Raw genomic sequence first — 4,667 nt, forward strand, 5'->3', positions numbered from 1 at the left:
TGGACAGGTTTTTGGAAAATCGCTGAAAGCTGTCCACTAACTCAGTTTTGCTGGACAGGTTTTGGGAAAAGCGCCGAAAGCTGTCCAGAACCCAGGTTTAATGGACTGGTTTATGGAAAAGTGCTGAAAGTTGTCCACTAACTGTTGAAATTGTATTATTCGGTCTCCATTTGCACCTGAGTCAAACCAAATAAGCAGATTGTTCTAGAATAAAGGAAATACACATAAATAATAAGAATTATATGACTAAAGTGGTGGTGGCTCTTATAGCAAGACCTGATAAAACAATTCCTCAAATGAATGGTGAATTGTTGAAAGTTCGAAAAACCATTTCTTTCACTTTTACAATCCCAACGACATCTGGAATAGGGAGTGAAAGTAACAGATGCGTCTGTCGGAACAGGCAGTAGAACGAGTGAAAAATATGCAATTAATGATATGCCTTTAGTTCCGCATTATCAGTTATGGATCCATTATTAAATATCAATTTGCCGCCTCATTTGACTCCAACAACTGGAATAGATGCCTTAACACATGCAGTTAATGCATTTATTTGGACAAATAATACAGAACTGACTGAGTAATATCCAAAGGGGGGAATTAGTATGTTAGGGTTCAAATATAAAGATTATGATGGACTTGGTTTGGCGGAGCTCGTAAAGAAAAAAGAGGTAAAGCAGATTGAGGTGGTGGAGGAGGCGATTCGAACGATAGACTCCTTAAATCCGAAGGCCAATGCGGTTATTCATAATATGTATGAACAAGCTCGGAAAGATGCGGACAGAGAGCAAATCGGTTTGTTTGCGGGTGTCCCAATGCTGTTAAAGGATATTAGTCAAGAAATTAAAGGAGAGCCTATTACATTAGGTTCAAAAGCTTTCGAAGGCTATCGAGCTGAAATGGACTCGTTGTATGTATCACAATTAAGAAAAACAGGAGCTGTATTTTTGGGTCAAACGAATGTTCCTGAGTTTGCATTGGTGGCAGTAACCGAACCCGTGCATTATGGAGCCACACGGAATCCATGGAATGAGAACTTTACTCCGGGCGGTTCTAGCGGGGGATCAGGTGCGGCAGTTGCTTCAGGAATGGTCCCCATTGCCGGTGCAAATGATGGGGGTGGATCTATTCGGATTCCAGCTGCTTATTGCGGATTATTTGGGTTAAAACCAACAAGGGGAAGAACACCGGTGGGGCCAAAAATGGGAAGGAGCTGGCAGGGAGCCTCAGTAGAGCATGTATTAACCCGATCGGTAAGGGATAGTGCAGCTATGTTGGATGAGTTATCAATATATGAAAAAACTGCCGCTTTCCATGCGCCGCCATTTAGCGGGAATTATCTTCAAGCCGCACAAACACCTATAGATCAACAGCTTCGCATTGCATTTTCGGTTCAGTCACCCATTGGAACTAGAGTCCACGCTGACTGTAAAGAGGCGGTTTGGAAAGCTGTTAAAGCACTTGAATCAATGGGACATAGAATAGAAGAAATTGATGCTCCCGTTGATGGAAAGAAAATCGCCAAAAGCTATTTAACCATGTATTTTAGTGAAACGGCCGCAATCATATCTTCCCTAGAAGAAATCCTTGGAAGAAAAGCGACAATTCAAGATGTTGAACCAACTACATGGTTATTAGGACTGCTAGGTAAAGCTACAACTGCGGAAGAATTTGTCCTTAGTTTAAGAGAATGGGATGTGGCTGCTTACAAAATGGAAGTCTTTCATGAAACTTATGATTTATATATAACCCCAACTACAGCCTTTCCGCCAGCAAAAATTGGTGAGCTAGATCCCACATCTTCTGAAAAACTATTAATAAACATCGCAGGAAGATTAGGTGCTGGCGGGTTATTGAAGAAAGTAGGGATTGTAGATAAACTTGCTGAGGAAAACCTTATGCGAACACCTTTTACCCAGCTTGCAAACCTTACTGGACAGCCAGCTATGTCCATGCCTCTACACCTAACTAAGGATGGCTTGCCAATTGGAGTACAGGTGATGGCAGCAAGAGGCAGGGAAGATTTACTGCTACAATTAGCAGGGATGTTTGAGCAAATGGAGATATGGCAGGATGTACGGTTAAACCCAATGTTTAATCAATAAGGAATTAAATAATATAAGATAATCCTTTTTATCATTAAAAAGGAGTATATTTATTGCTCCCAGGCAGTTTTTTTATATGGTTCCACGCTTCAATCGCTTCTTGACGACTTTTTCCTCCGTTCTTTGGATCAGCGAAAAAGTCATGAACAAACTGATTGTATTCGAACTGAGGAGCGATTTTTTTCTTATAGGATGGAACTTTTTTACGTGCTTCTTCTTCATGCCAAGCATCTACTACATCACGATAAGTCTTCCCGATATTATTTTTAAAATAGTTTTGTATAAATGTAGAAAAATGAAATTTGGGACCTATGACAGTCTTAAAAAAGGCTCTAACATGTTGACTGCATCGATGATTTTCTTTGATAACCGTATCAAGACTTAATAGGGTTTCTGTTTCAGCTTTCATATGACCTTTTTTTTGCTTTGGAGGTTTTTTTATTTCTCCTGTTTGAAGAAAAGTTTCGATTCTGTCAGCAATCTCTAGCTTTGAGCCTGATGCACTTAATTGATGTTCTCTACAGAAGACTTGTAGCTCTTCTTTTAGCCAATAATAATCACTAAAAGCTTGAATACTTATATCTTTTGAAAGAATTGGCCTCATTGTAATTTCCCCCATCCCTTTATAAATTCATCATAGAACATATGTTCCATGAAATCAAATTTAATTGCACATGCCGCTTTATTAAGTATATTTCTATGATAAGTAATCCTTATTAACTTTCATAAATAACTTTAAATTTATTTATCGAGAATTTGATCATATACTTAATAAAGGGGTGGTAAATGATGGAATATGTTATTCTGTTTTTTATTGGAATATGTGCTACGACATTAGGGACATTGGCAGGGGGCGGAGGATTAATCAACCTGCCAGCCATGTTGATTATGGGGATCCCTGTTCATTCGGCGATTGCGGCTAATAAAGTATCAAATACCGTTAGTTCGTTTTCAAGCTTTTTCTACTTGCTTAAAAAGAAGGAAATCTCCCTAAAGGAATGCTATTGGATCATTCCAGTCAGTATTAGCGGCGGAATCACTGGGGGTTCTATTGCATCATGGATTTCAGGAAAAAACATGTATATTGTTGCGATTGTTCTCCTAATATTTGCTTTAATCGTTTCATTTATAGGAAAAGGGAATTTTACCGGTGAGAAGCCTTTAAAATTCAACAAAATAAGTGCGCCGGGACTTTACAGTATTGGAATTTATGATGGTCTATTTGGACCTGGTCAAGGGACAATGATGCTTTATTTATTTGGCTATTTAAATATCGCTTATATTCGTGCAGTCGGACTGGTCCGCCTTGCAACTTTTTCAAGTTGTTTTGGGGCAGCCATTACCTATATCGCCACTGGAAAAGTCATTTGGCCGGTTACATTGGCGCTGCTATTAGGATCTCTTTCAGGTGCACAAATTGGTGTCAGGATTGCTGAAAAATTGAAACCACAATACGTAAAACCGATTTTAAGGATTGTAACAGCGGCACTCATTGTCCAAATATTTGTTGAAAATGTTTTTAGTTAGAAAATATTAGGAAAAGCTATTCGCGCTGGTGAATAGCTTCAGATTGACGACAAAAGGCATTTGGGAATGCTCTTATTCCCAAATGCCTTTTTATTTTTCATCAAAAATCAATAAGAAATAGAGTTTGACTATCTATTGATCTGATATTTTAAGACATTTCTGGACTGATTCAAGTCCAATTGGCTAATTTCTTAAGATTTATTGAAGCAATAGTAAGCATCGCCTGCATGGACAATTTTTTTATTCCCATTAAGGTTGTCCACCGCATTCCATGCTTTTCTTTTGCATCCGCAAAGACCCGTTCAATTGATTCTTTACGATAATATCTCTCCTTGCTGACAGATATAGCAGTCATAGTGCTCATCATAAACATATTCATGTTTACGCATAAAGCCTTCCTTTGTTTTTGGTCTAGTATAAGGAAGTGCAGGCGTAATCCCATTTTCTAAAAGAAAGTTGCAGATCGCAGGAGTCTTATAGGCTGCTTTAGCTGCCACAGTTAAGGTTTCTTTCTATTATCTACACGGTCTTGATTTAATTCAGCCTGAAGCTTCGATCGTAAGCTCGAGCTTCTTTTCTTACGATTTTCTTTTCAAATTTACGTTTATTAGCACTAGCCTTAACATGAGTTGAATCAATAAATACATGATTTGCGCTCAATAGGTCCTTGTCTGTAATCTCTATTAAAATTCGGTAGAAGATTTGTTCAAATAAATCGGTTTCTTTATAACGACGTTCATAATTCTTACCAAAGGTAGAGAAGTGAGGAACCTCTGTATAAAAACCAAAGCCTAGGAACTAACATAAGCTACGTTTGTTTCAATTTCTTTAATGGTTTGTCGCATAAAACGAATACCAAATACATACTGCAGGATAAACACTCGGACGACCTAGTGTTGAATAGAGATTTTCAACTAATGGATAAATGAAAGAGAAATCAATAGCTGCTTCAATTTTACGAACTAAATGATCTTCTGGTACAAGTTGGTCAATTGCGATCACTTCTAATTGGTCTCTTTCAGTATTATTGTTTCT

General features: G+C 38.1%; 3 protein-coding genes and 1 pseudogene. 2 read left to right on the plus strand and 2 right to left on the minus strand.

What is annotated here, in order from left to right:
* The first annotated feature begins 605 nt into the window (after nucleotides 1–605).
* Nucleotides 606–2,105 (plus strand): amidase family protein, encoded by a 1,500-nt coding sequence (locus tag V7149_RS24440; protein WP_335348167.1) that lies wholly within the window; start codon nucleotides 606–608, stop codon nucleotides 2,103–2,105.
* 34 nt (nucleotides 2,106–2,139) lie between these two features.
* Here V7149_RS24440 and V7149_RS24445 read toward each other — a convergent pair whose 3' ends face one another.
* On the minus strand, nucleotides 2,140–2,709 hold the full coding sequence (locus V7149_RS24445) for a DUF6434 domain-containing protein (RefSeq protein WP_335348168.1): 570 nt from the start codon (nucleotides 2,707–2,709) through the stop codon (nucleotides 2,140–2,142).
* 185 nt (nucleotides 2,710–2,894) lie between these two features.
* Here V7149_RS24445 and V7149_RS24450 point away from each other — a divergent pair, with 185 nt between their 5' ends.
* A complete protein-coding gene (locus V7149_RS24450) occupies nucleotides 2,895–3,632 on the plus strand; it encodes a sulfite exporter TauE/SafE family protein (RefSeq protein WP_335348169.1) in 738 nt (245 codons plus the stop codon).
* 169 nt (nucleotides 3,633–3,801) lie between these two features.
* Here the strand turns inward: V7149_RS24450 and V7149_RS24455 are convergent.
* Nucleotides 3,802–4,667 (minus strand): annotated as a pseudogene (locus tag V7149_RS24455) (transposase); the annotation flags it as partial.

Source organism: Bacillus sp. JJ1503, from assembly GCF_036965125.1.
GTDB lineage: Bacteria > Bacillota > Bacilli > Bacillales > Cytobacillaceae > Cytobacillus.